The organism is Pseudorhodoferax sp. LjRoot39, assembly GCF_964253035.1.
Classification (GTDB): Bacteria; Pseudomonadota; Gammaproteobacteria; order Burkholderiales; family Burkholderiaceae_C; genus Pseudorhodoferax.
Genome location: NZ_CAXUQL020000001.1, coordinates 6,633,054 through 6,659,977, shown reverse-complemented (window position 1 = coordinate 6,659,977; position 26,924 = coordinate 6,633,054). Strand labels below are relative to the sequence as shown.

Here is a 26,924-nt window from a genome sequence, read left to right as displayed (position 1 = left end):
GGATGGTTCTCCTGGATGGGGGTTAGCGGAGGTACGTGCGCACCAGCGTGGTCATGTCCTGCACGCGCTGGGCGTGGCGGTCGTCGCCTGCGTCGGGCGTGCCGAACTCCTCGCGGATGTGCGATTCCAGCACCTCGGCCATGAGGCCGTTCACGGCGCCGCGGATGGCAGCCAACTGCTGCAGCACGGGGCCGCAGTCGGCGCCGGCTTCGAGCGCGCGTTCGAGCGCATCGGCCTGGCCGCGGATGCGGCGCACGCGCAGCAGGGCTTTCTTCTTCTCGGCGGGGGAGTGCGGCATGGCGCCGCACTATACCCCAGGGGAGTATTGGCTCAGTAGCGCGGCGGCTGGCTCAGCTCGGCGAACAGGTCGGCATAGATGGCATGGCGGCGCGGCGCGATGCTGCCATCCTCGCCCACGGCGGCCAGCACGGCGCAGCCGGGTTCGTGCAGGTGCGTGCAGTTGTAGAAGCGGCACTGGTCTGCACGCGCGGCGATGTCGGGCATCAGCGCGGCGAGCTGGCGCGGCGCGATCTGGTGCAGGCCGAACTCCTGGAAGCCCGGGGAGTCGATCACGGCCGTGCTGCGCGTGGTGTCGGTCCAGTACCAGGTGGTGCTGGTGGTGGTGTGCTTGCCGGACTTGAGCGCGTACGAGATCTCTTGCGTCAGCACCGTGGCGCCGGGCACGAGCTGGTTGATCAGCGTGCTCTTGCCGGCGCCCGAGGGCCCCAGCACCAGCGTGGCCTTGCCCTGCAGCAGTGGCGCGAGTTCACCGGCCCCCTCGGCGCGCAGGCTGGCCGTGTGCACGGCGTAGCCCATGGCACGGTAGGGCGCCAGGCGCTGCCAGGCGCGCGCGAAGGGTTCGGGCAGGTCGCGCTTGTTGAGCACGACCAGCGGGGTAATGTGCTCGGCCTCGGCCGCGATCAGCACGCGCGCGAGTTGGTGCTCGGAGGGCTCGGGTTCGGCCGCGATCAGCACCAGTACCTGGTCGATATTGGCCGCGAAGGACTTGGTGCGGATCTCGTCCTGCCGGTACAGCAGATTGCGGCGCGGCTCGACGGCTTCGATGCTGCCCTCGTCACCCTGGCCGGGCGGCGGCGCCAGCCAGCGCACACGGTCGCCGACCACGGCCTGGCTCTTCTTGCCGCGTGGGTGGCAGATGCGCCGGCTGCCGTCGTCGGCTTCGACAAGACAGTGGCGGCCGTGCGCGGCGACGACCAGACCGGTGGGCAGTGCGCTCAAGCTTCAGCCTTGCAGCAGCGCATCGAAGCGCGTCGCGCAGTCGAAGTCGGTTTCGGAAATGCCGTGCACGTCATGCGTGTTCAGTGCCACCACGCAATGGTCGTAGCGCACCAGCAACTCGGGGTGGTGGTCCTGTACGTGGGCGACGAAAGCCACGGCGTTCACGAAGGCCATGGTCTCGTGGTAGTTGGCGAAGCGGTAGGTCTTCTCGATCGCTACGTTCTCGCCGTCGCCGCGCAGCGTCCAGCCTTGGAGTTGGGCCAGCCGGGTCACGACGTCCGTGGGCTTGAGCGCGCGGCGCGGCGTCGTGGCCCAGTCCTTCTTTGGCAAGGTGTTCATGTGGTGCTCCTCAGGCGGCGGGCTGCAGTCGGGCCAGCCGTTCCGAGGCTGGTGGGTGGGAGTAGTAGAACTTCACGAACACGGGGTCGGGCGTCAGCGTGCTGGCGTTGTCTTCGTACAGCTTGAGCAGCGCGGCCGACAGGTCGGCGCCGCTGGTCTGTGCCACGGCGAAGGCGTCGGCCTGGAACTCATGGTGGCGCGACAACTGGGCCGACAGCGGCGCCACGAAAAAACTGAACACCGGCATGGCCAGCATGAACAGCAGCAGTGCCAGCGCATCGTTGGGGGCAGGGCTGCCGTCGGGCAGCAGGGCCATGAACGGATGCACGCCCAGGCCGGTGTAGAACCAGGTCTGGCTGGACAACCAGCCCAGCAGCGCGAAGCCGGCCAGGCTCAGTGCGAACATCGCGCCGATGCGCTGCACGATGTGCCTGTGCTTGAAGTGGCCGAGCTCGTGCGCGAGCACGGCATCGACCTGGCGCTGCGACAGCCGGGCCAGCAGCGTGTCGTAGAAGACCACGCGCTTGGCCGCGCCGAAACCGGTGAAGTAGGCGTTGCCGTGCGCGCTTCGGCGGCTGCCATCCATCACGTACAAGCCCTTGGCGGCAAAGCCGCAGCGCTGCATGAGCGCGGTGACGCTAGCCTTCAGGCTCTCGTCCTCGAGCGGCTTGAATTGGTTGAAGAGCGGCGCGATGAAGGTCGGGTAGACCATCAGCAGCACGAGATTCAAGCCCATCCAGGCCGCCCAGGCCCACAGCCACCAGCGCTGGCCAGCCGTGCCCATGAGCCACAGGATCAGCGCTGCAATCGGCAGGCCGATCAGGGCGCCGACCAGCGTCGACTTGAGCAGGTCGGCCAGCCAGAGCCGGCCAGTCATCTTGTTGAAGCCGAAGCGTTGCTCGATGCCGAAGGTCTGGTACAGCGAGAACGGCAATTCCAGCAGACCGCCGATCAGCGCGAAGGCGGCCAGCAGTGCCAGCTGCTGCTGCATGCCGGGGCCCAGGGCGCGCAGCAGCAGCTCGTTCAGCAGGTTCAGGCCGCCCAGCAAGGTCCAGCCCAGCAGCACGGCCGCGCCGAGTGCCATCTCCAGCAGGCCGAAGCGGGCCTTGGCGATGGTGTAGTCGGCGGCCTTGCGGTGCGCCTCGGGCGTGATGGTGCCGGCGAACGCTGCGGGCACTGCGTCGCGGTGCCGCGCCACATGGCGGATCTGGCGGCTGGCCAGCCAGAACTTGACCAGCAGGCCAAGCACGAGGGCCACGGCGAATGCCGCGGTGAAAAGGTCCGCAGCGGACAGATCGGGGGGCATAGCCGGTCAGTGTAGGCCATCGGCGAGAATGCCCGCATGGACCCGACGAACACCATTTCCACCCCCGTCCCGCTGGGAAAATCCGACAAGAACCTGGTCTGGCTGGATTGCGAGATGACCGGTCTGGACCCCGAGGTCGAGCGCCTGATCGAGATCGCCGTGGTGGTGACGGGCCCGGATCTGCAGCCGCGCGTGGAAGGGCCGGTGCTGGTGATCCACCAGTCGGATGAGCAACTGGACAAGATGGATGCCTGGAACAAGGGCACGCACGGCCGCAGCGGCCTGATCGACAAGGTGCGGGCGTCCACCGTGACCGAAGCCCAGGCCGAAGCGGAACTGCTGGCCTTCCTCGCGCGCTACGTGCCGAAGAACGTGGTGCCCATGTGTGGCAACAGCATCGGACAGGACCGGCGCTTCCTGGTCAAGTACATGCCCAAGCTGGAAGCCTTCTTCCACTACCGCAACCTGGACGTCAGCACCCTCAAGGAGCTGGCCAAGCGCTGGAAGCCAGCGGTCTACAGCAGCTTCAAGAAGGCGCAGAAGCACACGGCGCTGGCCGACGTGCACGAGTCCATCGACGAATTGGTGCACTATCGCACGCACTTTCTGCGCATGGATTGACGACGCGTGTCATAATGGCGGGCTGCGGAGAAGTCGTGCGACTTCTTCGTTCCTTTGCATCTCCCCTCACACTCTCGGCTCTGGATTCTCGAATCCGCGAATCCGCAACGGGCCGCCAACGCGCAGCGTTGTTTCGTTTGAAGGTGGATGTTTGTTCCACCGATGACGAGCTTTGCACCGCCGAGCAGCGCGGCGCATTGCACGTGTGAGAAATCCATGACCGACTCTTTTGAAGACCGGGCAGCTTTGCCCATGCCCGCCCACGACAACGCTTTCGTCGAGAGCGATGTTTCCCCCGTTGGCGAGGCCGCGCCTGCCGATGTCTCGGCCTTTGCCGCCCTGGGCCTGGCAGAGCCGCTGCTGCGCGCTGTCGCCGACCTGGGTTTCACCCAGCCCACGGCCGTGCAACAGCAGGCCGTGCCCATGGCCATGGGTGATACCTCGGGTTTCAACGACCTGATGGTTTCCAGCCAGACCGGCAGTGGCAAGACGGCAGCCTTCCTGCTGCCCGTGCTGCACACGCTGATCCGCCAGCAGGAAGCCGCCGAGGCCGCCGAGCGTGCCGAGCGCGAACGCCTGGCGGCCGAAGCCATTGCGCGTGGCGAGCCCGCTCCGAAGAAGGCGCGCCGGAAGGACCCGACCAATCCGCGCCACTTCAAGCCGGCCGAGCCGGGTGCGCTGGTGCTCTGCCCCACGCGCGAACTGGCGCAGCAGGTCGCACATGACGCGATCGAGCTGGTCAAGCATTGCCGCGGCCTGCGCGTCGCCAACGTCGTGGGCGGCATGCCCTACGCGCTGCAACTCGCCAAGCTGCAGAATGCCAACCTGGTCGTGGCCACGCCAGGCCGCCTGCTGGATCTGCAGCGCTCCATGCAGCTGAAGCTGGACAAGGTGCGCTTCCTTGTCGTCGATGAAGCCGACCGCATGCTCGACCTGGGCTTTGCCGACGATCTGGCCGACATCCATGGCCTGACGGCCCAGCGCCAGCAGACCATGATGTTCAGCGCCACCTTCGCGCCGCGCATCCAGCAACTGGCCCTGCGCGTGATGCGCGAGCCCAAGCGCATCCAGATCGCCACGCCGCATGAGAAGCACCAGAACATCCGTCAGGTGCTGTTCTGGGCCGACAACGCGCAGCACAAGCGCGCGCTGCTGGACCACTGGCTGCGCGACGCCAGCATCGAGCAAGCCATCGTCTTCGCCAGCACCCAGATCGAGTGCGACGGCTTGGCCAACGATCTGCAGCAGGCGGGCTTTTCGGCCGTGGCATTGCATGGCGCTCTGAGCCAGGGGCTGCGCAACCGCCGCCTGATGGCATTGCGCCAGGGCCAGGTGCAGATCCTGGTGGCCACCGATGTGGCGGCACGCGGCATCGACGTGCCGGCCATCACGCACGTGTTCAATTTCGGCCTGCCGATGAAGGCCGAGGATTACACGCACCGCATCGGCCGCACCGGCCGCGCAGGGCGTGACGGCCTGGCCGTGACCTTCGCCGAGTTCCGCGACCGCCGCCGCATCCAGGACATCGAGCACTTCACGCGCCAGCCGTTCAACGCCGAAGTCATTCCTGGCATGGAGCCGCGCGAGCGCCTGCCCGAGCCGCGCAAGCCGGCCTTTGGCCGCGGCGCTCCGCGTGGCGGCGAGCCGCGCAACCGGGGTTTTGGCGGGCCGCGTGGCGGTCAGCATGACCGCGCCGGGTTCGGTGCCTGGCAAGGCGGCGACCACGGTGGTTTCGGCAGCCAGGCGCGGCCTGCGCCGCGTGCTGACGGCGTCCGCGCAGGCGGCGCGCGCCCTGCCGGCGGCGGCAAAGTGTTCGTACCCTTCGACGCCAAGAGGCGTCCGCACAAAGCGTCGCGCTAGGCCGACGCGGACGGGGCAGGCCGCGTGTGATGCCATGCCGGCCTTCTACAATCGTCCGAAGATTTGTGGGTTTTTGCGCAGATTTCGCTCAAATGGAGGAGCGATCGTGGCGCCCGTGGCTGGATCGGGGCTGCCCTGCATCTGTTGGCACGTACAGTTGTGGTTGGCGGGCTCTGTCTTTTACCGGGAACGGCATCGGATGATTCGACTTCGACGTAACAACACCGAGGGGGGCTGCTCCCTGATTGCATCTGGCGCTTGGGCCGAGGGTCGCGGCGCATGATCAAGTTGTTCAACCACTACCTGCATCGGCGTACGGTGTTGCAGGTGGTTCTCGATTTCATGCTGATCCTGGCCGCGGTGTTCGCCGAATTGCTGTGGCGCCGCGCGGAGTGGCCAACCATGGTGCCGGTGCTGGGCTACACCGCGCTGCTCGCCACTGGCATGCTGGTCATCAATGGCAGCATGGGTTTTTACCAACGTGTACACGGTCGTTCGCTGAATCAATCGCGCGCGCGCGCGGCGCTGGCGCTGCTGCTGGCGGTGCCCGTGACCTATGCTGTTTTCGGCTCGGTGCCCTTGGGCATCGAGGGGCGCCAGTCGCTGGCCCTGGCCGCCATGGTCGGCTTGCTGGTGGTGCTGGCGCACCGCGTCGACGCAGCCCATTCCGGCGCGCAGTCTGCTCTTCGGCACCGCGTGCTGGTGTTCGGTACCGGTCCCCGCGCCGCGTTGGTGGGCCGGGCGCTCAAGAAGGACGATCCGCATGTCGACGTGGTGGGCTACTACGCCAGTCCCAACGAATCCGAGGCCGAGGTTTCGGCCTGGGGCATCCTCTCCAAGAACAAGTCGCTGACCGACACGGCGCTGGAGCTCGAGGTCGACGAGATCGTCGTGGCGCTGGTCGAACGCCGTGGCGGCAGCATGCCCTTGCGCGAACTGCTGGACTGCAAGCTGCACGGCGTGCGCGTGACCGACATGGCCACGCACTTCGAGAAGACCAAGGGCCAGATCCGGCTCGATTCGGTGTCGGCCGGCTGGTTGGTCTTTGGCGATGGTTTCAGCCAGGGCGGGCTGCGCACGGTGGTCAAGCGCATATTCGACATCGCCTGCGCGCTGCTCTTGATCGGCATCACCGCGCCCGTGATGCTGGTCACCGCGCTCATCATCAAGCTGGAAAGCCGTGGCCCGGTGTTCTACCGCCAGGAGCGCGTAGGTTTCAATGGCCGGCTGTTCAACGTCGTCAAGTTCCGCAGCATGCGCACCGATGCGGAAAAGGATGGGCCGCAGTTCGCCGCCGCGAAAGACAGCCGCGTGACGCGCGTGGGGGGCTTCATCCGCAAGGTGCGCATCGACGAGTTGCCGCAGTTGTTCTCCGTCTTGAATGGCGACATGAGCCTGGTGGGACCCCGCCCCGAACGGCCGTTCTTCGTCGACCAATTGACCCGCGAGATTCCTTACTATGCCGTGCGCCAGAGCGTCAAGCCGGGCGTGACCGGCTGGGCCCAGGTGCGCTACCACTACGGCGCTTCGCTGGAAGACTCGGCGGAGAAGCTGCAGTACGACCTGTACTATGTCAAGAACCACTCCTTGTTCCTGGACCTCGTGATCCTGTTCGAGACCGTCGGGGTGGTATTGATGGCCAAGGGCGCGCGCTGAGCATGCCGGCGCCTGGTGTGGCGCGGAACTGCCCGCGCCCGGAGTAGGGAGGCGCGTGGACAGTCCCAACATCCTGCTGAGCGTCTGGGGGTATGCCTTCACCGGGCTGGCCTTTGCGGCATTCGCCGTGGCGCTGGCGCGGCAGCGCGCCCTGTGGTCGGCGCGCGAGGTCTCTCCCGGACTGCTGCTCGGGGCGGTCATCGCCTCGACGGTGTGGGGCTTTCTTGTGCTGGCTGCCCTGCTGAGCGCGTCCTCCTGGTTGCTCGATCTCAGCCTGCTCGCCGATTGCCTGCGCTACGCATGCTGGATCGGGTTCCTGCTGCTGCTGTGGCGGCCCGAGCGCCCCGGTTGGCTGGTCCAACGTTTCGGCTGGGCAGGCGTGGTCGCGGCGCTCTTGATCGGCGGCACGGTGGTGGTGCGGGTGAGCAACCTGCTGGACAGCAATGCAGCGGCCGCGGTGGGCCAATGGCAGTTGCTGAACGCGATGGCCCTGCCGGTCTTCGCGCTGTTCTTGCTGGAGCAGGTGTACCGCAACGTCGCCGACGACGTGCGCTGGAGCCTCAAGCCCCTGTGCCTGGGTTTGGCAGGCACCTTCCTGTTCGACCTGTACGTGTTCTCTCAGGCAGTCTTGTTCAACCGGCCGGACCTGGACGCGATGAGCGTGCGCGGCCTGTTGCACGCGGTGTTGGCGCCACTCATGTGGTTGTCGATGAGCGGGCGCAGCGACTGGGTCGGCAAGGTGCGCGTTTCGCGCACGGCCATCTTCCATTCGGCCACGCTGGTGTTGGCCGGAGCCTACCTGATCTTCATCTCCGCCGTCGGCTACTACGTGCGCTACTTCGGCGGCGACTGGGGCCGGGCGCTGCAATTGGCGCTTGTGTCCGTGGCTTCGGTGGGCATGATGGTGCTGCTGATGTCGGGCACCGTGCGCTCGCGTCTGCGCGTCACGCTGGGCAAGCACTTCTTTCGCTACCGCTACGACTACCGTGAAGAGTGGCTGCGCTTCACCCAGACCCTGTCGAACGACCGCTCGCCGCTGGCTGTGGGCCAGCGTGTGATCCGCGGGCTGGCCGACATGCTGGAAAGTCCGGCCGGCTTGCTGTGGCTGCGCGGTCCGGGCGAAGACTCGCTGCGCTGCGCGTCGACCTGGAACATGCCTGCGTCCAAGGACAAGGAGGAGGCTGACTCCGCGTTCTGCCGCTTCCTGCTGCAAAGTGGCTGGGTCATCAACCTGCAGGAGTACCGCTCGTTTCCGCAGCGCTACGGCGATCTGGCGCTGCCGCTCTGGCTGCACGAGGTGCGGCAGGCCTGGCTCATCGTGCCGCTGACCGTGGGCGAGGAACTGACGGGCTTTGTCGTGCTGGCCAGCGCACGTGCCGATGTGGATGTCAACTGGGAAGTCAATGACCTGCTGAAGACGGCCGGACGGCAGGCCGCCAGCTTCCTGGCCCAGATGCAGGCCACCGAAGCCTTGCTGGAAGTGCGCAAGTTCGATGCCTTCAACAAGATGTCGGCCTTCGTGGTGCACGACCTCAAGAACATCGTGACCCAGTTGTCCTTGATGATGAAGAACGCCAAGCGCTTGCAGGGCAACCCGGAGTTTCAGCAGGACATGCTCATGACTGTTGAAAATTCCTTGGACAAGATGCGACAGCTGATGCTTCAATTGCGCGAGGGTGCCAAGCCGACCGGTACCGTGCACGGTGTCGCCCTGGCCGGCATTGCGCAGCGCATCGCCCGCGTGGCTGACAGCCGCGGCCGACAACTGGAGCTTGACCTGGCCGACGAGCCGGTGGCGCGGGGCCAGGACGAGCGGCTGGAACGCATCATCGGCCACATGGTTCAGAACGCCTTCGATGCCACCGACCCCCCGGGCCGCGTCTGGCTCCGGCTTGGCCGCGAAGCTGGGATGGCGTTGGTCGAGGTCGGGGATACCGGGCGCGGCATGTCCGAGGAGTTCGTTCGCGAGCGCCTCTTCAAGCCCTTCCAGACCACGAAGCAGGCGGGCATGGGCATCGGCGCCTACGAGAGTTATCAATATGTGCAGGAGTTGGGCGGGAAAATCCGGGTGGACAGCGAACTTGGCCGCGGAACGGTGATCAAGATGCTGTTGCCGCTGTTCGACGCCCATTCGACATCCGTCCTGCAGCCCTTGGAGAACGCATGAGCTCGGAAAAAATGCGCGCGCTGTTGATCGTCGAAGACGACCCGGCGCTGCAGAAGCAGATCAAGTGGTCGCTGGACCGCTTCGAGTCGGTGACGGCGCTGGACCGTGAATCCGCGCTGGTGCAGATGCGCCGCCACACACCGGCGGTCGTCACCATGGACCTGGGGCTGCCGCCGGACTCGGACTCGGTCAGCGAGGGCTTCAAGCTGCTTGAGCAGATCCTGGCCGTCGAGCCCGACACCAAGGTCATCGTCCTGACGGGCCAGAACGACCAGGCCAATGCGCTGCGCGCCGTGGCCATGGGCGCCTACGACTTCATGCCCAAGCCGTTCGATCCGGACGTGCTGAACCTGACGGTCGACCGGGCCTTCCGCCTGTTCGAGTTGCAGAAGGAGAACCGCCGGCTGCGCTCCATGCAGCAGCCCGATGCGCTCGGCGGCCTGATCACGCGCGACCCGGAGATGCTGCGCATCTGCCGCACCATCGAGAAGGTGGCCAACAGCACGGCGACTGTCATGCTGCTGGGCGAAAGCGGCACCGGCAAGGAGGTGCTGGCCAAGGGGGTGCACCAGGCATCGCCGCGCCGCAATGGCAAGTTCGTCGCCATCAACTGCGCCGCGATCCCGGAGAACCTGCTCGAGAGCGAACTTTTCGGCTACGAGAAGGGCGCCTTCACTGGCGCGGCCAAAACCACCGTCGGCAAGATCGAGACCGCCAATGGCGGCACGTTGATGCTCGACGAGATTGGCGACCTGCCGTTCAGCCTGCAGGCCAAGCTGCTGCGCTTCCTGCAGGAGCGGACCATCGAGCGCGTGGGTGGGCGCCAGGAGATTCCTGTCGATGTGCGCATCGTCTGCGCCACCCACCAGGACCTCAAGGCGCTGAGCAAGGAAAGCCGCTTTCGCGAAGACCTGTATTACCGGCTCGCGGAGATCGTGGTCAACATACCGCCGCTGCGCGCCCGTGTCGGCGACGCCGCGCTGCTGGCCCATGCCTTCGTGCGCCGCTTCGCGCAGGAGCAGAACCGCGGCACGGTGAGCCTTGGCGAGGAGGCCATCCGAGCCATCGAGGCACACACCTGGCCCGGCAACATCCGCGAACTCGAAAATTGCATCAAGCGCGCCGTCATCATGGCCGACGGCAACCAGATCGTGCGTGAGGACATCGGCCTGGCGGCGCCGGATGCTCCGGATGGCCTGGATCCTGCGCTGGACCTGCGCGCCGTGCGCGATGCCGCCGAGCGGACCGCCATCATCGCGGCGCTGGGCCGGGTCAACGGCAACATCGTCAAGGCCGCGGAGCTCCTCGGTGTGAGCCGGCCCACGCTGTACGACCTCATGCACCGCCTGGGCTTGAAGTAAGCCTGCCTTCCCCCGTCAAGACATCTCAGAGAGCCGCCCCATGCCGCACCACAAAACCTCATTCGCCACGATCGCCATTGCAGCGGCCCTGCTGCTTGCGGGCTGCGGCGACAGTCCCGAGGCCTTGCTGTCCTCCGCCAAGGACTACATGGCCAAGAACGACTACAAGGCGGCCACCATCCAGATCAAGAACGTGCTGCAGAAGCAGCCCGATTCGGGTGAGGCCCGCCGCCTGCTCGGTCTGGCGCTGCTGGCCGGTGGCGATGCATCGGCCGCGGAAATCGAGCTGAGCAAGGCGCGCGATCTCAAGCAGCCGCCCGACCAGGTCCTGCCCAAGCTGGCGCAGGCGCTGCTGATGCAGGGCAAGAACAAGAAGCTGATCGAGGATTTCGCCAATACGCAGCTGTCGTCTCCCGACGCCATCTCGGAGCTGCAGACCGCGCTGGCGAGCGCCTATTCGGCCGAGCGCAACCAGGCCGCGTCCGCGCAGGCACTGGAGAAGGCGCTGGCCGCCGATCCGCAGAACCAGGGCGCGCTGCTGTTGCAGGCCCGCAGCAAGTTGGCCGCACGTGATACGGAGGGTGCGATCGCGGTGCTGGACGGTGTATTGCAGCGCAACGCCAAGAACGCGGATGCCTGGCGCATCAAGGGTGATATCCAGCAGTATGTGCTGCGGGTGCCTGACGATGCCGCGGCTTCCTACCGCAAGTCCATCGAAGCCCAGCCCGGCGATGTGCGTGGCTATTTTGGGCTGGTGGGCATGCTGACCCGGCAGGCCAAGCTGGACGATGCCGAGAAGGAGATGGCGACCCTGCGCAAGCTGGCGCCCAAGCACCCCGAGGCCATCTACCTGGATGCGCAGCTGGCCTATGCGAAGAAGGACTTTCCCAAGGCCCGACAGCTGGCGCAGGACCTGCTGCGCGTCGTCCCCACCAATGCCCGGGCGCTGGAACTCGCCGGCGGCATCGACCTGCAACGCAATGCGCTGGTCACCGCCGAGGAACACCTCGCCAAGGCCGTGCAAGCTGACGGCTCCCTGGAGATGGCGCGCCGGTGGCTGGCCATGACCTACCTGCGCTCCGGCCAGGCCGCCAAGGCGCAGGCCACGCTGGCGCCCGTGGTCAACGACAGCACCAACGATGCAACGCTGCTGTCGCTGGCGGGTGAAATCCAGCTGATGAGCGGCGACGCCCGCAAGGCCGAGGAGTATTTCGCGCGGGCCAGCAAGCTTGATCCCAGCGATGGCCGCAAGCGCACGGCGCTGGCCATGACGCAGATGGCCAGCGGCAAGCTGGAAGCCGGCCTGGAGCAACTGCAGGACATCGCGGCCACGGACCAGGGCACGTCCGCCGACATGGCGCTGATCAGCACCCTGGTGCGCCGCAACGAGCTCGACAAGGCACTGGCCGCGATCGACCGGCTGGAGAAGAAGACCCCCAACGTTCCGCTGACCGGGCAGCTGCGCGCCGGCGTGCTGATGGCCAAGAACGATCTGGCGGGCGCGCGCAAGAGCTACGAGGCGTCGCTGGCGATCAATCCCAACTTCTTCCCTTCCGTGGCCGGCCTCGCCGTGCTGGACCTGGCCGACAAGAAGCCCGAGCAGGCGCGCAAGCGCTTCGAGGACCTGCTCGCGCGCGAGCCCAAGAACTCGCGCGCCATGCTGGCGCTGGCCGAGGCCTATGCCCGGCAGCCGGGCGACCACGCCAAGCAGATCGGAGACCTGCTGGCGCGCGCGGTGCAGGCGGATCCGACCGAGGTGGCGCCACGCGTGATGCTGGTGGACCACCTGCTGCGGCAGCAGGACATGAAGCAGGCGGTCTCCGTGGCCCAGGCCGGCGTGGCCGCGCTGCCGGACAACGCAGCCATGCTCGATGCGGCGGGCCGCGCCCAGATGGCGGCCGGCGACACGAACCAGGGCCTCACGACGCTGGCGCGCGTCGTGGCGCTGCAGCCCCAGTCCACGGTGCCGCTGGTGCGCCTGGCCGATGCCCAGATGGTGACCAAGGACGCGGTGGCGGCCGAGCAGACGCTGCGCAAGGCGCTCGACCTGCAGCCCAACCTCATCGAGGCGCAGCGACGGATCATCGCCTTGCGCAACGAGCAGGGGCGCATGGCCGACGCCGTCGCGCTCGCGCGCACGGTCCAGAAGCAGCGCCCCACCGAGCCCATCGGCTTCCTGCTGGAAGGCGACGCGCGGATGGCCGGCAAGGATCCCGCCAATGCGCTGACGGCCTACCAGGCCGGGCTCAAGATCGCTCCCGCGCCGGAATTGATGGTGCGCGTGCTGAGCAACCTGCGCAGCACCGGCCGCAACGCAGATGCCGAGCGTCAGGCCAGTTCCTGGCGCCAGAGCCAGCCCAAGGACATGGTGGTGCCCATGTTCCTGGCCGAGACCGCGATGTCCGACAAGCGGCTGGCCGACGCCGAAAAGCTATACAAGGACGTGATCAAGGCGCAGCCCAGCAACGCCGTGGCCTACAACAACCTGGCCTGGGTGTCGTCCGAACTCAAGCGCGACAACGCCATCGCGTATGCCGAGAAGGCCAACGAACTGGCGCCCGACCAGCCGGCCTTCATCGACACGCTGGCGATGCTGCTGGCGGACAAGCAGGACTACAAGAAGGCCATCGAGCTGCAGACCAAGGCAATGGGCCTGCAGGCCAACAACCTGCTGTTCAAGCTCAACATGGCCAAGATCTACGCCAAGGCCGGGCAGAAGACCGAGGCGCGCCAACTGCTGGATGAACTCGCCAAGCAGGGCGACAAGTTCGCCGGCCAGGCCGAGGTCGAGAAGCTGCGCGCCACGCTCTGATGGCCAGCACGCGCCGCCGCTGGCTCGCGGGCTGCGGGGCCGCAGCCTGGTGCCTGGCCGCTGCGCCCGCGTGGGCGCAGTTCGTCGAATTGATCGAGAGGACCAAGCCCTCGATCCTGATCGTCGGGACCTACAAGGCCACCAACAGCCCGCGCTTCAACCTGCGCGGAACGGGTTTCGTGGTGGGCGACGGCAACCTGGCGATCACCAATGCCCATGTGCTGCCCACGTCGGGCGAGCCCTCCGATGGGGCTGATCTGGTGGTGCAGGTGCGCCGGGGCCGCGAACTGCAGATGCGCACGGTCACCGTGCTGGAGATCGACCGGCTGCGTGACCTGGCCCTGCTGCGCTTCTCAGGTGATCCGGCGCCGGCCTTGGCGCTGGCCGACTCCGATGCGGTGAAGGAGGGGCAGACCATCGCCTACACCGGCTTTCCGATCGGTGGCGCACTGGGCTTCTCGCCGGTGACGCACCGCGGCATGGTGTCGTCGATCACGCCCATCGTGCTGCCGGCAGCGAATGACCAGCGCCTCTCGGCGCGCTCCATTCGCAGTGCGCGCGACGGCAGCTTCGACATCTTCCAGCTCGACGGCACCGCCTACCCGGGCAACAGCGGCGGGCCGGTATTCGATCCCGCGAGCGGTGCCGTCATCGCCGTGATCAACATGGTCTACGTGCGCGGGACGCGCGAAAGCGCGCTCTCGCAGCCATCCGGCATCACCTACGCGATTCCCGCCAACTTCATCGTGCCGCTGCTGCAGCGCCACCAGGGCCAGCCGCGCTGACCCTGGCAGGGCGCTGCCTCAGGCGGCAGCGGCGGAGTTGCGCAGACGGATGTGCAGTTCGCGCAGCTGCTTCTCGTCGACGGGGGCGGGGGCCTGGGTCAGTAGGTCTTGGGCGCGTTGCGTCTTGGGGAAGGCGATCACGTCGCGGATCGACTCGGCACCCGTCATCAGCGTGACGATGCGGTCCAGGCCGAAGGCCAGGCCGCCGTGTGGGGGCGCGCCGTACTGCAGCGCGTCCAGCAGGAAGCCGAACTTCTGCTGGGCTTCCTCGGCGCTGATCTTGAGCGCGTCGAAGACCTTCTGCTGCACGTCGGCGCGGTGGATGCGGACCGAGCCGCCGCCCATTTCCCAGCCGTTCAGCACCATGTCGTAGCCCTTGGAGATGCACTTCTCCGGCGCGGTGACCATCCAGTCCTCGTGCCCGTCCTTGGGCGCCGTGAACGGGTGGTGTACGGCGGTGTAGCGCTGGGCTTCCTCGTCGAACTCGAACATCGGGAAGTCCACCACCCACAGCGGAGCCCAGCGGCTTTCGAACAGGCCGCTTTTCTTGCCGAACTCGCTGTGGCCGATCTTGATGCGCAGCGCGCCGATCGCGTCGTTGACGATCTTTTCCTTGTCGGCACCGAAGAACAGCAAGTCACCGTCCTGCGCGCCGGTGCGGGTCAGCACCTCCTGCAGGGCCTTGTCGTGGATGTTCTTCACGATGGGCGACTGCAGGCCGTCGCGGCCCAAGGCCCGCTCGTTGACCTTGATGTAGGCCAGGCCCTTGGCGCCGTAGATCTTGACGAACTCGGTGTAGCCATCGATCTCGCCGCGCGACAGGCCGCTGCCTTCCCTGGCTCCGCCCGGCACGCGCAGCGCGACCACGCGGCCGCCCTTGGCGTTGGCTGCGGCTGAGAAGACCTTGAAGTCCACGTCGCCCATGACGTCGGTGAGTTCGGTGAACTCCAGCTTCACGCGCAGGTCCGGCTTGTCCGAGCCGAAGCGGCGCGCGGCCTCCTGGTAGGTCATGACCGGGAACTCGCCCAGGTCCACGCCCAGCGTGTTCTTGAACACCGTCACGATCATGTCCTGGAACATGGCGCGGATGTCTTCTTCCGTGAGGAACGAGGTCTCGATGTCGATCTGCGTGAACTCGGGCTGGCGGTCGGCGCGAAGGTCCTCGTCGCGGAAGCACTTGGTGATCTGGTAGTAGCGGTCGTAGCCCGCCACCATCAGCAATTGCTTGAACAGCTGGGGCGACTGGGGCAGCGCGAAGAAGTGGCCATCGTGCACGCGGCTGGGCACCAAGTAGTCGCGCGCGCCTTCGGGCGTGGACTTGCCCAGCATGGGCGTCTCGATGTCGATGAAGCCCTGGGCGTCCAGGAACTTGCGCACCTCCATGGCCACGCGGTAGCGCAGCATGAGGTTCTTCTGCATGTAGGGGCGGCGCAGATCCAGCACGCGGTGCGTGAGGCGCGTGGTCTCGCTGAGGTTCTCATCGTCCAGCTGGAACGGCGGCGTGACCGAGGGGTTCAGCACCGTCAGTTCCTGGCACAGCACCTCGATCTTGCCGCTCCGGATCGTGTCGTTGGTCGTGCCCTCGGGGCGCGCGCGCACCAGGCCCTTAATTTGGATGCAGAACTCGTTGCGCAGGCCTTCGGCGGCCTTGAACATCTCGGGGCGGTCGGGGTCGCAGACCACCTGCACATAGCCTTCGCGGTCGCGCAGGTCCACGAAGATCACGCCGCCATGGTCGCGGCGGCGATTGACCCAACCGCACAGGGTCACGGTCTGGCCCATCAGCGCTTCGCTGACGAGGCCGCAGTAGGTGGTACGCATTTGAGATTCCATATCCAGCTCGGTGGTCTTGGCGCCTGTGCCGGCGCCGGTGGAGGGCAAGCGCCGCAGCCCGCAGGCTCAGCGCAAGGTCGGATTCGGGTTGGGCGGCGTCACCGGAGCCACCACACCCATCGAAACAATGTATTTGAGCGCCTCATCGACACTCATGCGCAACTCGACGCAGTCGCTGGCCTTGACCAGCACGAAGTAGCCGCCGGTCGGGTTCGGCGTGGTCGGCACGTAGACGCTCAGGTAGTCCTGCGGCGGCAGGTGGTTGGCCGTGTCACCGCGCGGCGTGCCGGTCACGAAGGCGATGGTCCACATGCCGGCGTGCGGCCACTGCACCAGCACCGCGGTGCGAAAGGCGTTGCCGTTCTCGGAGAACACCGTGTCCGACACCTGCTTCACGCCCGAGTAGATCGAACGCACGATCGGGATGCGGTGCAGCAGGTTGTTCCACCAGTCGACCAGCTTGCGGCCCAGGAAGTTGCTGGCCACGGCGCCGACCGACAGCAGGATCGCCAGCGCCAGCAGCACGCCGAAGCCGGGCACGTGAAAGCCCAGCAGGCGGTCCGGATGCCATGCGGACGGCAGGATCAGCAGCGTCTGGTCGAGCGCGCTGATGACCCACTCGAGCACCCAGGCGGTGATCACCGCGGGCACCACGACAAGCAGGCCTGTGGCCAGCCATTTGCGCAAGGCGTTCATCGGTGGGCGCTCAGGTGCTGCCGGTCGACGAGGTGGGCGGGGCGGGGCTGGCGGCGGGCGCTGCGGCCGGAGCAGGTGCGGGGCTGGCCGCCGCATCGCTGGCTGGCGCAGGTGCGGGCGCGCTCTCGCCGGGCTTGGCCGCCGGGGCGCTGGCGGGCGCGCTGCCGTTGTTGCGGAAGTCGGTCACATACCAGCCCGAGCCCTTGAGCTGAAAGCCGGCCGCCGTCACCTGCTTGCGGAACGCATCGGCGCCGCACTGCGGGCACTGGGTCAGCGGTGCGTCGGAGATCTTCTGCAGAACATCCTTGGCATGGCCGCAGGACTCGCAACGGTAGGCGTAGATAGGCATGGCGTGGGCGGACGGAGGGCTCAAAAAAACCCTCGATTATAGGCCGCGGCCCCGCCCGCGGCGCCCATCAGGCGCTGCGCACCAGCGGGTGGTGGCTGGCGTGCCGGTTGGCGATCCACTGCGGCGCCAGCGAGCCGATCACCATGCCGGCCATCGATGCCAGCACGCCGGCCAACTGCGCCGGGAACACCTCGGCCCAGGGCGTGTACATGACCACCAGCCAGGTGCCGATGCCGGCGATCACGGCCGCGATGGCGCCCTGGGTGCTGGCGCGCTTCCAATACAGGCCGAACACCAGTGGCGCGAAAGCACCGACCAGGGGCACCTGGTAGGCGCCCGACACGAGTTCGTAGATCGACGTGCCTTCCATCGCGATGGAGTAGGCCAGCACGCAGGCACTGAACACCAGCACCGTGATGCGCATGGTCAGCAGTTCCTGGCGGTCGCTGGTCCGCGGCACGAACTGGCGCCAGATGTTCTCGGTGAACGTGACCGAGGGCGCCAGCAGCGTGGCCGAGGCGGTGGACTTGATGGCCGACAGCAGCGCGCCGAAGAACAGCACCTGCATCGCCAAGGGCATCTTCTCCATGACCAGCGTGGGCAGGATCTTCTGCGGGTCGTCGGCCAGCAGCGCCTGGGTCTGCTCGGGCATGATGATCAGCGCGCTGGCCACGAGGAACATGGGCACGAAGGCGAACAGGATGTACAGCGTGCCGCCGATCACAGGCCCCTTGGTCGCGGCCGAGACGCTGTGGGCCGACATCACGCGCTGGAACACGTCCTGCTGCGGGATCGAGCCCAGCATCATGGTGATGGCCGCGGCGAAGAAGAACAGCATGTCGTGCAGGCTGGGCTCGGGCCAGAACTTGAACAGGTCGCGGCCCACGGCCAGGTCGATCACCTTGTCGGCGCCGCCGGCCATCTGGCCGGCGAACACCGCGAGGATGGCCAGCCCGGCCACGAGGATGATCATCTGGATGAAGTCGGTCACAGCCACCGACCACATGCCGCCGAACAGCGTGTAGGCCAGGATGGACACCACGCCGATCACCATGCCCATGGGCACCCCGATGGCACCACCCGACAACAGGTGGAACACCAGGCCCAGGGCCGTGACCTGGGCCGAGACCCAGCCCAGATAGCTCAACATGATGATCAGCGAGCAGCCGACCTCGACCACGCGGCCGTAGCGCTCGCGGTAGTAGTCGCTGATGGTCAGCAGGTCCATCCTGTAGAGCTTGGCGGCGAAGAACACACCGACCAGGATCAGGCAGAAGCCTGCGCCGAACGGGTCTTCCACCACACCGTTGAGTCCGCCCTGGACGAACTTGGCCGGGATGCCCATCACGGTCTCCGAACCGAACCAGGTCGCGAACGTGGTCGTCACGATCATGATCAGCGGCAGGTTCTTGCCGGCGACTGCGAAGTCGGCCGTGGTTTTCACCCTGCGCGCGGCCCACAGGCCGACGCCCACGGTGGCGAGCAGGTAGACGAACACCAGTGTCAGCAGCACGATCCCGGTTCTCCCATCATTTCATTGTTTAGAACAGCTGCACGCGCACCCACAGCTGCATGGCCAGCAGACCCAAGGCAAGACCGATGCCGCCATAGATGATGGCCTGCAGCAGCCGGTTGGTGCGGCGCTGCTCGGCCAGCAACTGCTGCAGCTGGCGGTCGTGCTGCACGGACGCGCCGCCGCGGCGCAGGTAGTCCACCAGGAGGCGCGGCATTTCGGGCAGCAGCTTGGCGTAGCGCGGCGCCTCGTCGCGCAACTGGCGCAGCAGGGCCTGCGGGCCGATCTGCTGCATCATCCATTTCTCCAGGAAGGGCTTGGCAGTGGCCCACAGGTCCAGGTCAGGATCGAGCTCGCGGCCCAGGCCCTCGATGTTGAGCAGCGTCTTTTGCAGCAGCACCAGCTGCGGCTGGATCTCCACATGGAAGCGGCGCGAAGTCTGGAACAACCGCATCAGCACCATGCCCAGCGAGATCTCCTTGAGCGGCCGGTCGAAGTAGGGCTCGCAAACGGCGCGGATGGCGGCCTCCAGCTCGTCTACACGTGTGCTGGCCGGCACCCAGCCCGATTCGATGTGCAGCTCGGCCACGCGCTTGTAGTCGCGCCGGAAGAAGGCCGTGAAGTTCTGCGCCAGGTATTCCTTGTCGAACTCCGTCAGCGTGCCGACGATGCCAAAGTCCAGCGAGATGTAGCGCCCGAAGGTGGCTGGGTCCAGGCTGACCTGGATGTTGCCGGGGTGCATGTCGGCGTGGAAGAAGCCGTCGCGGAACACCTGCGTGAAGAAGATGGTCACGCCGTCGCGCGCCAGCCGGTGCATGTCGACACCGGCCTCGCGCAGGCGCGCAGTCTGGCCGATGGGCACGCCGTTCATGCGCTCCATGACGATCACGTCCGGCGCGCAATAGTCCCAGAACATCTCGGGGATCAGCACCAGGTCCAGATCGACCATGTTGCGGCGCAGCTGGGCTGCGCTGGAGGCTTCGCGCAGCAGGTCCAGCTCGTCGTGCAGGTACTTGTCGAACTCGCCCACCACCTCCAGCGGCTTGAGCCGCTTGGCCTCGTTGGAGGCACGCTGCACCCAGCCGGCCAGCATGCGCATGAGCGCCAGGTCGTTCTCGATGGTGGCCAGCATGCCGGGGCGCAGCACCTTGACGGCCACCTCGCGCTGCTCGCCCTTGCGGGTGCGCAGCACCGCGAAGTGCACCTGCGCGATGGAGGCGCTGGCGATCGGCGTGCGGTCGAACTGGATGAAGATTTCGTCCAGCGGCTTGCGGAAGGCGCGCTCGATGGTCTCCACCGCGATCTTGGAGGGGAAGGGCGGCACGCGGTCCTGCAAGCGCGCGAGCTCGTCGGCGATGTCGGGCGGCAGCAGGTCGCGCCGCGTGGACAGCACCTGACCAAACTTCACGAACAGCGGGCCCAGCTTTTCCAGCGCCTCGCGCAGGCGCTGGCCACGCGGCGCGCTGAGGTCGCGGCCGACCGAGAGCACGCGCGTGAGCCCGCGCAGCCAGGGCTGGCGGAAGCTGGAGAGCACCAGCTCGTCCAGGCCGTAGCGCAGCGCGATCCAGGAGATGTAGGCGCCGCGGGCGAGTTGCCTCACGGTGCGGCCTTCCTGCAGGCCGTCATGTCGACGCTCATGCTGCGTTCTTGCCGCGCGCGCCGCTGGCGAGGGTCACGAACTTCTTGAGCGCGGCGGACGCGGCCCGGCCGATCTGGCCCAGCGTGTGGGCCGGTGCGTCACCGATCAGGCGCGACAGGTCTTCCTCGAGATCCCAGCGCACATGCTCGATGAGCCAGTTCACGTCGGCCGCCAGCTGCACATCGCCCTCGATGCGGATGCCGGGCTTGTCACCGCGCAGCAGTGTCTGGGCCAGCGCGGCCGGGGAGTCCTCGGTCACGGTCAACGTCAGGTCGGCCGGCGTCAGCGCGTCCGCCAGGTCCAGCAGACCGGCGGGCGTGGCCTTGAGGAACAGCGTGAAGTGGCGCCACTGGAAGCGCACGGCGCGGCCCTGGTGGCGCAGCAGGCGCTCCATGGCCTGCTCCTCCTGCATCAGCACGTGGTTCAGCAGCAGCACCAGGCGGCGGTGGAACTCTTCCACGGCCCAGGCCGGCGGCTGCAGCGAGTTGCCGACGCGGTCGAGCAGCTTGCCCAGAAAAGAAAAAGGGGACGATGTGGCCATGTCCCCGATTATTTCCGCGTTTGCGCCGCATTCCGCGGCGCATCGGCTTTATTGCAGTGCCTGGACACCAGCCACCAGCCAGCCGGCATGGCCGCTCTTGGGCTTGGTCATGTTCCAGACTTCGCGGAACGGGCTCGGGCCGGCCGAGGGCTCCTCGCGGATCATGCCGGAGAACTCCACACTGGCCATGTAGTCCTCGCCCGTGTCCTCGATGCCGAGCAGCTTGGCGTCCAGCATCACCACTTCGGTGGTGTTGGACTGGCCGCCCGTGTGGGCCTCGCGCTCTTTGAGCTGGGCCTGGATCTCACCCAGCATGGTGTCGGTCATCATGGCGCGCAGCGAGGAGATGTCGGCACGGTCCCAGGCCGATTGCAGCGTCACGAAGTTGCGCTTGGCCGCGACCAGGAAGCCATCGGTGTCGAAGTCGGCTGGAATGCCCCAGGTTTGCGAACCCGACAGGCCCGAGCCGATCACGATGCCGGTGCTGCCCACACCAGCAGTGCCTGCATCGAACGCGGTCGTGTTGCGCTCCCAGGGGCGCGCCGAGGCGTCGTTACCGACGTTTTCGGGCCGGTAGCTGCGCGGTGTCAGCGGCTCCTGCGGCGAGGCCGGGCCCGCGCCCTGGAAGGCGAAGGGGCTGCGGTTGGCCTGCTGCGGTTGCGCGCCACGGCGTGCCCGCATCACGGCCCCGATGACCACCATGGCCACCAGCACCAGCAGTGCGATCAGCATGAACTGACCGAAGGCTTCACCCAGGCCCAGTGAGGATGCCAGCCAGGCCAGGCCCAGGCCGGCGGCCAGGCCGCCCAGCATGGCGCCCCAGGGGCGCTTCGGTGCCGCAGCAGCGGCGGGCGCGGCCGCAGCCTTGCCCGGCACGGTGTTGTTGGCCGACTGCGCGGGCGCAGCAGGCGCCTGCGGCGCGGCCTCGCGCTGCGTCACGTTGTTCGACTGCTTGCCGAAGGACTTGCCCCCGCCCATGCGGCGCTGGGCGTCGGCGTCGGTTCCCAGCGTCAACATCAGTGCGCCGGCCAGAATCACGGTCAGGATCTTCATCGAGGTCTCCTCGTCGTCTTCAAATCAAAAAAAGGTTCAGCACTTGATGCCCACGTGCAGGGCCACCATGCCACCGGTCATGTTGTGATAGTCCACGTGACCGAATCCCTGCGCCTGCATGAGGCTTTTGAGGGCCTGCTGGTCGGGGTGCATGCGGATCGATTCGGCCAGGTAGCGGTAGCTGGCGTCGTCGCCGGCCACCATCTTGCCGATCTGCGGCAGTACCTTGAAGGAATACCAGTCGTAGGCCTTCTCCAGCGGCTTGGCCACCTTGGAGAACTCCAGCACCAGCAGCTTGCCGCGCGGCTTGAGCACGCGGCACATCTCGGCGATGGCCTTGTCCTTGTGCGTCATGTTGCGCAGGCCGAAGGCCACGCTGACGAGGTCGAAGCTGGCGTCGGCGAAGGGCAGGGCTTCGGCGTCGCAGACCATGCTGGGCACCACCACGCCTTCGTCGAGCAGGCGGTCGCGGCCGGTGCGCAGCATGGCTTCGTTGATGTCGGTGTGCACCACCAGCCCGCTACGGCCTGCGCTCCTGGCGAAGCTGCGCGTGAGGTCGCCAGTGCCGGCAGCGATGTCCAGCACGTGCTGGCCTTCGCGCACATTGGCCACCAGCGTGGTGTAGCGCTTCCAGACGCGGTGCAGCCCGGCGGACATGAGGTCGTTCATGAGGTCGTACTTGGGGGCGACCGAATCGAACACCTCCCGCACGCGGCTGGCCTTTTCCGTCTCGTCGACGGACTGGAAACCGAAATGGGTGGAAGACATGGGGCGGATCCTAGGACACAAGAGGTGTGCAGGGACTCACATCCCTGCACCAGATCGGGGATTGTGTGGCGGTTTGCGCCACAGTGGCGGCGCGCTGCGGCGCGCAGGCGTCAGTGGCTGGCGCAGCCGTGACCGGCCGGCGGCGCCATGGGTGCGTCGCGGTCGACGCCGGCCTCGGCCAGGCGGCGCTGGTAGTCGGCCCACAGCTGCTGCTCTTGCTTGCCCAGGAAATACAGGTACTCCCAGGTGAAGATGCCCGAGCTGTGGCCGTCCGAGAACCCGGGCTGCACGGCGTAGTTGCCGACGGGCTCCAGCCCGAGCAGCGTGACCTCGCGCTTGCCGGTCTGCAGCACCTCCTGGCCCGGGCCGTGGCCCTGCACTTCGGCCGAGGGCGAGTACACGCGCATCAGCTCGAACGGGATGCGAAAGCGGGCCCCGTCGGAAAACGCGATCTCCAGCACGCGCGACTGGCCGTGCACGGTGATGTCTTCGGGCTGCGGGGTGGTGGGGGTCAGGCCGGCCATGGAAACTTTCTCAGACGAGCACGCGCTCGATGCCGCCGCGGTTGGCGTCGGCCACATAGGTCTGCATCCAGTCCTCGCCCAGGATCTTGCGCGCCATCTCGACCACGATGTAGTCCGCTTCGAGCAGGCCGCTCTGCAGGTCGTCCTGGTAGCGCGACAGGCCTTGCAGGCAGCTCGGGCAGCTGGTCAGGATCTTGAGGTCGCCCTGCGCGCCCTGGGCCCGCAGCGCCGTCTCGTTCTTGCGCAGCTCTTCCTCCTTGCGGAAGCGGATCTGCGTGGAGATGTCGGGCCGGGTCACGCCCAGCGTGCCGGACTCGCCACAGCAGCGTTCGCTCTTGGTCACGCCGTCGCCCAGCAGCGCCTTGACGGTCTTCATCGGCTCCTGCTGTTTCATGGGCGTGTGGCAGGGGTCGTGGTACAGATAGGCCCCGGCCTCGCCCAGCGTGATGCCCTTTTCGAGCAGGAACTCGTGGATGTCGATGATGCGGCAGCCCGGGAAGATCTTGTCGAACTGGTAGCCCTGCAACTGGTCGAAGCAGGTGCCACAGCTGACCACCACGGTCTTGATGTCCAGGTAGTTCAGCGTGTTGGCCACGCGGTGGAACAGCACCCGGTTGTCGGTGATGATCTTCTCGGCCTTGTCGAACTGGCCCGAGCCGCGCTGCGGGTAGCCGCAGCACAGGTAGCCCGGCGGCAGCACGGTCTGCACGCCGGCATGCCAGAGCATGGCCTGGGTCGCGAGGCCCACCTGGCTGAACAAGCGCTCCGAGCCGCAGCCCGGGAAATAGAACACCGCTTCCGAATCCGTGCTCGTGGCCTGCGGATTGCGGATGATGGGCACGTAGTCCTTGTCCTCGATGTCCAGCAGCGCGCGCGCGCTGCGCTTGGGCAGTCCCGCCGGCATCTTCTTGTTCACGAAGTGGACCACCTGCTCCTTGATCGGCGCGGTGCCCACCGTGGCCGGCGGCGCGGCGGTCTGCTTCTTCGACAAACCGCGCAGCACGTTGCTGGCCAGGCGCTGGGCCTTGAAGCCCACGTCGACCATGGCCGTGCGCATCAGATTGATGGTCTGCGGATTGGTCGCATTGAGCATCAGCATGGCGGCCGCGTTGCCGGGCCGGAAGCTCTTCTTGCCCATCTTGCGCAAGAGGTTGCGCATGTTCATGGTCACGTCGCCGAAGTCGATCTTGACCGGGCAGGGCGTCAGGCACTTGTGGCAGACCGTGCAATGGTCGGCCACGTCCTCGAACTCGGCCCAGTGCTTGATCGACACGCCGCGGCGCGTTTGCTCTTCGTACAGGAAGGCCTCGATCAGGAGCGAGGTGGCCAGAATCTTGTTGCGCGGGCTGTAGAGCAGGTTGGCGCGCGGCACGTGCGTGGCGCAGACCGGCTTGCACTTGCCGCAGCGCAGGCAATCCTTGACGCTGTCGGCAATCGCGCCGATGTCGGACTGCTGCAGGATCAGCGACTCGTGGCCCATGAGCCCGAAGCTGGGGGTGTAGGCGTTGGTCAGGTCGGCCGGCAAGGCCGGGTCGCGCAGCAGCTTGCCCTTGTTGAAGCGGCCCTCGGGGTCGACGCGGCGCTTGTAGTCGGCGAACGGCGCGACTTCGGCTTCGGTCAGGAACTCCAGCTTGGTGATGCCGATGCCGTGCTCGCCCGAGATCACGCCGTCCAGCGAACGCGCCAGCACCATGATGCGCGCCACGGCCTCGTGCGCGGTCTGCAGCATGGCGTAGTTGTCGCTGTTGACCGGGATGTTGGTGTGCACGTTGCCATCGCCCGCGTGCATGTGCAGTGCGACCCAGACGCGGCCCTTGAGCACACGCTTGTGGATCGCCTCACACTCGGCCAGCAGCGGGCGGAAGGCCGCACCCGGGAACAGGGTCTGCAGCGGTGCGCGGATCTGCGTCCTCCAGCTCGCGCGCAGGCGGTGGTCCTGCAGTTGCGGAAACAGCGCATCGACATCGTGCAGCCAGCCCTGCCACTGCATGCGCACCTCGCGCAGCAGCGCGAGCGCCTGGGCCACGCGGTCTTCCAGCAGCTCGGCCGAGGCGATCTCGGAGGCATCGTCCTCCTTGCCCAGCGGCAGCTTGCCGGCGCCGAAGAAGGCGATCAGCGCGTCGGCCAGCTCCAGCTTGTTGCGCAGCGACAGCTCGATGTTGATGCGCTCGATGCCATCGGTGTACTCGGCCATGCGCGGCAGCGGGATCACCACGTCTTCGTTGATCTTGAAGGCGTTGGTGTGGCGGCTGATGGCGGCCGTGCGCTTGCGGTCCAGCCAGAACTTCTTGCGCGCCTCGGCGCTGATGGCGATGAAGCCCTCACCGCTACGCGAGTTGGCGATGCGCACCACCTCGGAGGTGACACGCGCCACAGCGTCGGCGTCGTCGCCCGCGATGTCGCCGAACAGCACCATCTTGGGCAGGCCCGCGCCATGGCTCTTGGACTTGGTGGCGTAGCCCACGGCCTTCAGGTACCGGTCGTCCAGGTGCTCCAGGCCGGCCAGCAGCACACCCGAGCGCTTCTGCTCGGCGAACATGAAGTCCTTGATCTCGACGATGGAGGGCACCGCGTCCTTGGCGTTGCCGAAGAACTCCAGGCACACGGTGCGCGTATGCGCCGGCATGCGGTGCACGATCCAGCGCGCGCTCGTGATCAGGCCGTCGCAGCCTTCCTTCTGGATGCCTGGCAGGCCCGACAGGAACTTGTCGGTCACGTCCTTGCCCAGGCCTTCCTTGCGGAACACGCGGCCCGGGATGTCCAGGCGTTCGCTGCGCACGGGAGTCTTGCCGTCGGCCTCGAAGTAGTCGAGCTGGAAGCTCGCCACCTCCACGTCGTGGATCTTGCCCAGGTTGTGGTTGAGCCGCGTGACCTCCAGCCACTGCGCCTGCGGCGTGACCATGCGCCAGGAGGCCAGGTTGTCCAGCGCCGTGCCCCACAGCACGGCCTTCTTGCCGCCTGCGTTCATGGCCACGTTGCCGCCGATGCAGGAGGCCTCGGCCGAGGTCGGGTCGACCGCGAACACATAGCCGCCGCGCTCGGCCGCATCGGCCACGCGCTGGGTGACCACGCCGGCGCCGGTCCAGATCGTGGCCACGGGCTGCGCCACGCCGGGCAGGGTGATGAGCTCGACCTCGGTCATGGCCTCGAGCTTCTCGGTGTTGATGACCGCGCTCTTCCAGCTCAAAGGGATCGCGCCGCCCGTGTAGCCGGTGCCGCCGCCGCGCGGGATGATGGTCAGGCCCAGCTCGATGCAGGCGGCGACCATGCCGGCCATCTCGGCCTCGGTGTCCGGCGTCAGCACCACGAAGGGGTACTCCACGCGCCAATCGGTGGCGTCCGTCACGTGGGAGACCCGTGACATGCCGTCGAACTTGATGTTGTCCTTGGCCGTGAGCCGCTGCAGCGTGCGGCGCGCACGCTTGCGCAGCACCGCGATCTCGGCGAAATCGGCATCGAAGCGGGCCACGGCCTGGCGCGCGGCCTCCAGCAGCTCGCCGACCAATGCATCGCGGCCGAGGTCGGATTGCGGCGTGCGGCGTTCCTCGGCCGCAGCCAGCCGGTGCTGCAGGGCCTGCACCAGCAGGGCCCGGCGCTTTGGGTTGTCCAGCAGGTCGTCCTGCAGGTAGGGGTTGCGCTGCACGACCCAGATGTCACCCAGCACCTCGTACAGCATGCGGGCGGAGCGGCCCGTGCGGCGCTCGCCACGCAGGGTCTGCACCAGCTCCCAGGCGCGCGCACCCAGCAAGCGCACCACGATCTCGCGGTCGGAGAACGAGGTGTAGTTGTAGGGAATCTCGCGCAGGCGCTGCGTGTCTTCTGCTGGCGCGAGCAGCTGGTTCAGGGTGTTCGGGGCATTCAT

The 26,924-nt window shown here is 67.1% G+C and carries 21 protein-coding genes; 7 read left to right on the top strand and 14 right to left on the bottom strand.

Features of this window, described 5'->3' with window-relative positions; all coding sequences use genetic code 11:
* Positions 1–22: 22 nt before the first annotated feature.
* Genes frmR through ACSQ4M_RS31055 form a run of 4 tightly spaced genes read right to left on the bottom strand, consistent with a single transcriptional unit; the run spans position 23 to position 2,884 of the window.
* Positions 23–298, bottom strand: a complete 276-nt coding sequence (gene frmR, locus ACSQ4M_RS31070; protein WP_436193216.1) for a formaldehyde-responsive transcriptional repressor FrmR — start codon at positions 296–298, stop codon at positions 23–25.
* A gap of 32 nt (positions 299–330) precedes the next feature.
* Positions 331–1,239: a ribosome small subunit-dependent GTPase A gene (gene rsgA / locus ACSQ4M_RS31065; RefSeq protein ID WP_436193215.1), complete on the bottom strand. Its 909-nt coding sequence runs from the start codon at positions 1,237–1,239 to the stop codon at positions 331–333.
* 3 nt (positions 1,240–1,242) lie between these two features.
* Positions 1,243–1,578 carry a 4a-hydroxytetrahydrobiopterin dehydratase gene (locus tag ACSQ4M_RS31060; protein ID WP_056656583.1) on the bottom strand — a complete coding sequence of 112 codons (336 nt, stop codon included), beginning with the start codon at positions 1,576–1,578 and terminating at the stop codon, positions 1,243–1,245.
* A gap of 10 nt (positions 1,579–1,588) precedes the next feature.
* A complete protein-coding gene (locus ACSQ4M_RS31055) occupies positions 1,589–2,884 on the bottom strand; it encodes a M48 family metallopeptidase (RefSeq protein WP_436193214.1) in 1,296 nt (431 codons plus the stop codon).
* 36 nt (positions 2,885–2,920) lie between these two features.
* Here ACSQ4M_RS31055 and orn point away from each other — a divergent pair, with 36 nt between their 5' ends.
* The 7 genes from orn to ACSQ4M_RS31020 all read left to right on the top strand — a co-directional run bounded on the left by orn (position 2,921) and on the right by ACSQ4M_RS31020 (position 14,146).
* Entirely contained in the window at positions 2,921–3,505 is a 585-nt protein-coding gene (gene orn, locus ACSQ4M_RS31050; RefSeq protein WP_056656580.1) for an oligoribonuclease, read from the top strand.
* Between the two features lie 216 nt (positions 3,506–3,721).
* Positions 3,722–5,365 (top strand): DEAD/DEAH box helicase, encoded by a 1,644-nt coding sequence (locus ACSQ4M_RS31045; RefSeq protein WP_436193213.1) that lies wholly within the window; start codon positions 3,722–3,724, stop codon positions 5,363–5,365.
* Between the two features lie 279 nt (positions 5,366–5,644).
* A complete protein-coding gene (locus tag ACSQ4M_RS31040; protein ID WP_436193212.1) occupies positions 5,645–7,021 on the top strand; it encodes a TIGR03013 family XrtA/PEP-CTERM system glycosyltransferase in 1,377 nt (458 codons plus the stop codon).
* 55 nt (positions 7,022–7,076) lie between these two features.
* Positions 7,077–9,188, top strand: coding sequence for an XrtA/PEP-CTERM system histidine kinase PrsK (prsK, locus tag ACSQ4M_RS31035; protein ID WP_436193211.1), 2,112 nt, complete (start codon positions 7,077–7,079; stop codon positions 9,186–9,188).
* The gene (prsR, locus tag ACSQ4M_RS31030) at positions 9,185–10,549 is read left to right on the top strand and encodes a PEP-CTERM-box response regulator transcription factor (protein WP_436193210.1); all 1,365 of its coding nucleotides are present in this window, start codon (positions 9,185–9,187) and stop codon (positions 10,547–10,549) included. The genes prsK and prsR overlap by 4 nt, the downstream gene beginning before the upstream one ends.
* 40 nt (positions 10,550–10,589) lie before the next feature.
* Entirely contained in the window at positions 10,590–13,361 is a 2,772-nt protein-coding gene (prsT, locus tag ACSQ4M_RS31025; protein ID WP_436193209.1) for an XrtA/PEP-CTERM system TPR-repeat protein PrsT, read from the top strand.
* Entirely contained in the window at positions 13,361–14,146 is a 786-nt protein-coding gene (locus ACSQ4M_RS31020; protein WP_436193208.1) for a S1C family serine protease, read from the top strand. Before prsT ends, ACSQ4M_RS31020 begins: the two co-directional genes overlap by 1 nt.
* An 18-nt stretch (positions 14,147–14,164) precedes the next feature.
* On the opposite strand, the gene aspS is transcribed toward ACSQ4M_RS31020, so the two are convergent.
* From aspS to ACSQ4M_RS30970, 10 genes are all read right to left on the bottom strand, one after another.
* The gene (gene aspS, locus ACSQ4M_RS31015) at positions 14,165–15,967 is read right to left on the bottom strand and encodes an aspartate--tRNA ligase (protein WP_436193207.1); all 1,803 of its coding nucleotides are present in this window, start codon (positions 15,965–15,967) and stop codon (positions 14,165–14,167) included.
* Positions 15,968–16,045: 78 nt separating this feature from the next.
* Positions 16,046–16,675 (bottom strand): DUF502 domain-containing protein, encoded by a 630-nt coding sequence (locus ACSQ4M_RS31010; RefSeq protein WP_436193206.1) that lies wholly within the window; start codon positions 16,673–16,675, stop codon positions 16,046–16,048.
* Between the two features lie 10 nt (positions 16,676–16,685).
* Positions 16,686–17,024, bottom strand: a complete 339-nt coding sequence (locus ACSQ4M_RS31005) for an FmdB family zinc ribbon protein (protein WP_436193205.1) — start codon at positions 17,022–17,024, stop codon at positions 16,686–16,688.
* 67 nt (positions 17,025–17,091) lie between these two features.
* Positions 17,092–18,537: a sodium:solute symporter family protein gene (locus tag ACSQ4M_RS31000; protein WP_436193204.1), complete on the bottom strand. Its 1,446-nt coding sequence runs from the start codon at positions 18,535–18,537 to the stop codon at positions 17,092–17,094.
* A 28-nt stretch (positions 18,538–18,565) separates the two neighbouring features.
* Positions 18,566–20,137 carry a ubiquinone biosynthesis regulatory protein kinase UbiB gene (gene ubiB, locus ACSQ4M_RS30995; protein WP_436193203.1) on the bottom strand — a complete coding sequence of 524 codons (1,572 nt, stop codon included), beginning with the start codon at positions 20,135–20,137 and terminating at the stop codon, positions 18,566–18,568.
* A 34-nt stretch (positions 20,138–20,171) separates the two neighbouring features.
* Positions 20,172–20,717, bottom strand: coding sequence for a ubiquinone biosynthesis accessory factor UbiJ (locus tag ACSQ4M_RS30990; RefSeq protein WP_436193202.1), 546 nt, complete (start codon positions 20,715–20,717; stop codon positions 20,172–20,174).
* Positions 20,718–20,765: 48 nt separating this feature from the next.
* Positions 20,766–21,770, bottom strand: a complete 1,005-nt coding sequence (locus ACSQ4M_RS30985; RefSeq protein ID WP_436193201.1) for a Tim44 domain-containing protein — start codon at positions 21,768–21,770, stop codon at positions 20,766–20,768.
* 36 nt (positions 21,771–21,806) lie between these two features.
* A complete protein-coding gene (gene ubiE, locus ACSQ4M_RS30980; RefSeq protein ID WP_436193200.1) occupies positions 21,807–22,538 on the bottom strand; it encodes a bifunctional demethylmenaquinone methyltransferase/2-methoxy-6-polyprenyl-1,4-benzoquinol methylase UbiE in 732 nt (243 codons plus the stop codon).
* Positions 22,539–22,648: 110 nt separating this feature from the next.
* A complete protein-coding gene (locus ACSQ4M_RS30975) occupies positions 22,649–23,062 on the bottom strand; it encodes a gamma-butyrobetaine hydroxylase-like domain-containing protein (RefSeq protein ID WP_436193199.1) in 414 nt (137 codons plus the stop codon).
* 10 nt (positions 23,063–23,072) lie between these two features.
* The gene (locus ACSQ4M_RS30970; protein WP_436193198.1) at positions 23,073–26,924 is read right to left on the bottom strand and encodes a DUF3683 domain-containing protein; all 3,852 of its coding nucleotides are present in this window, start codon (positions 26,922–26,924) and stop codon (positions 23,073–23,075) included.

What these genes read in the sequence shown, in the direction of transcription:
- frmR (WP_436193216.1), bottom strand. Translation starts at nt 298, where the DNA reads ATGCCGCACTCCCCCGCCGAGAAGAAGAAAGCCCTGCTGCGCGTGCGC.
- ACSQ4M_RS31060 (WP_056656583.1), bottom strand. Translation starts at nt 1,578, where the DNA reads ATGAACACCTTGCCAAAGAAGGACTGGGCCACGACGCCGCGCCGCGCG.
- ACSQ4M_RS31055 (WP_436193214.1), bottom strand. Translation starts at nt 2,884, where the DNA reads ATGCCCCCCGATCTGTCCGCTGCGGACCTTTTCACCGCGGCATTCGCC.
- orn (WP_056656580.1), top strand. Translation starts at nt 2,921, where the DNA reads ATGGACCCGACGAACACCATTTCCACCCCCGTCCCGCTGGGAAAATCC.
- ACSQ4M_RS31045 (WP_436193213.1), top strand. Translation starts at nt 3,722, where the DNA reads ATGACCGACTCTTTTGAAGACCGGGCAGCTTTGCCCATGCCCGCCCAC.
- ACSQ4M_RS31040 (WP_436193212.1), top strand. Translation starts at nt 5,645, where the DNA reads ATGATCAAGTTGTTCAACCACTACCTGCATCGGCGTACGGTGTTGCAG.
- prsR (WP_436193210.1), top strand. Translation starts at nt 9,185, where the DNA reads ATGAGCTCGGAAAAAATGCGCGCGCTGTTGATCGTCGAAGACGACCCG.
- prsT (WP_436193209.1), top strand. Translation starts at nt 10,590, where the DNA reads ATGCCGCACCACAAAACCTCATTCGCCACGATCGCCATTGCAGCGGCC.
- ACSQ4M_RS31020 (WP_436193208.1), top strand. Translation starts at nt 13,361, where the DNA reads ATGGCCAGCACGCGCCGCCGCTGGCTCGCGGGCTGCGGGGCCGCAGCC.
- aspS (WP_436193207.1), bottom strand. Translation starts at nt 15,967, where the DNA reads ATGCGTACCACCTACTGCGGCCTCGTCAGCGAAGCGCTGATGGGCCAG.
- ACSQ4M_RS31010 (WP_436193206.1), bottom strand. Translation starts at nt 16,675, where the DNA reads ATGAACGCCTTGCGCAAATGGCTGGCCACAGGCCTGCTTGTCGTGGTG.
- ACSQ4M_RS31005 (WP_436193205.1), bottom strand. Translation starts at nt 17,024, where the DNA reads ATGCCTATCTACGCCTACCGTTGCGAGTCCTGCGGCCATGCCAAGGAT.
- ACSQ4M_RS30990 (WP_436193202.1), bottom strand. Translation starts at nt 20,717, where the DNA reads ATGGCCACATCGTCCCCTTTTTCTTTTCTGGGCAAGCTGCTCGACCGC.
- ACSQ4M_RS30985 (WP_436193201.1), bottom strand. Translation starts at nt 21,770, where the DNA reads ATGAAGATCCTGACCGTGATTCTGGCCGGCGCACTGATGTTGACGCTG.
- ubiE (WP_436193200.1), bottom strand. Translation starts at nt 22,538, where the DNA reads ATGTCTTCCACCCATTTCGGTTTCCAGTCCGTCGACGAGACGGAAAAG.
- ACSQ4M_RS30975 (WP_436193199.1), bottom strand. Translation starts at nt 23,062, where the DNA reads ATGGCCGGCCTGACCCCCACCACCCCGCAGCCCGAAGACATCACCGTG.
- ACSQ4M_RS30970 (WP_436193198.1), bottom strand. Translation starts at nt 26,924, where the DNA reads ATGAATGCCCCGAACACCCTGAACCAGCTGCTCGCGCCAGCAGAAGAC.